The organism is Priestia sp. P5_B4 (assembly GCF_056400385.1).
This window is the reverse complement of sequence record NZ_JBFULJ010001125.1, coordinates 1-1040: the sequence shown is the minus strand read 5'-3', so window position 1 is coordinate 1040 and position 1040 is coordinate 1. Positions and strand designations below refer to the sequence as shown.

At 36.2% G+C, this 1040-nt stretch carries 1 protein-coding gene; it reads right to left on the bottom strand.

What is annotated here, in order from left to right:
* Positions 1-22: 22 nt before the first annotated feature.
* Positions 23-793, bottom strand: coding sequence for an SDR family NAD(P)-dependent oxidoreductase (locus AC1DRF_RS29330; protein WP_097823431.1), 771 nt, complete (start codon positions 791-793; stop codon positions 23-25).
* Positions 794-1040 lie beyond the last annotated feature (247 nt).

The window sequence follows — 1040 nt, the reverse complement described above, 5'->3', positions numbered from 1 at the left end:
CCCTTGGAAGGGTGTTTTTTGTTTAAGAATCTGAGCTTGTTGCTCTGTCTGCATATGGATAGATAGGATCTTTTAAGTGAAATTCGTAAGTTACTCCATCTACAAGTCCTACCGTTTTATTGCTATCATAAAGGTCCAGCATAAAAGCAGCCATTTCTTTTGACGTATGAAACTTAGGTACTCGTCCTTCGTATTCAAAATCACTCATATCCATCGAACGCTGTGCAAATTCTGTTTCAGTAGCCGCCGGAGCTAGAACTTTAGCCTGCATTTTTGCTCCTCTTCCTTTTAATTCTTGAGAAAGACCTTCTGTAAATGCACTTACGTAGAATTTTGTTGCGCAATAAGTTACCGCATCAGCCACAATGGTGTAGCCGCCTCCAGAAGAGACATTAATAAGCTGTGTACCTTCAACGTTTTCATAATCTCTTACAAATAGAGAAGAAAGAATGGTTAAGGCTTCGATATTTAAATGAAGCATTGTTTCAATTTTAGTTAATTTTTGTTCACCGACAGAAGCAAAGTTTCCGAATCCAGCATTGTTAATCCAAGTTTCTAATTCATACTCTTTGAGTGACTCATAAAACGTATGAGCATTTTCTGCCACGGATAAATCAACCGACTGGACAATAACATTTACATCTTGGTTCAGTTCTTCAATTTTTCTTTTTAACTCTTCTAGCTTGTCCTCTCTACGTGCAGCCAATATAAGATTTTTCCCACGTGCTGCAAAAGCTAAAGCTGTTTCATATCCAATTCCCGAACTTGCGCCAGTGATTACTGTATATTTCATGTTGATTCCTCCATTTTCGATGTTTTCCAATTGATTATAATTGTTAAAGTATACTTTAAGTCAAGCGTTCATTCGATTTATTTTTCCCTTTAGACGTCTATTTATAAACATTTGAAGTTGGGTGCTAAACTTTTTTTCTTTTATGCTACACTTGAAACAACAGCCGAAATTTCATTTCATTAAAAGGAGGAATGTATGCGTTCTCTTAATGTGAATAGAAGACCTAGTTTACTTGCCCAAATTACAT

Coding starts and splice junctions, on each gene's coding strand:
- AC1DRF_RS29330 (WP_097823431.1), bottom strand. CDS start 793: ATGAAATATACAGTAATCACTGGCGCAAGTTCGGGAATTGGATATGAA.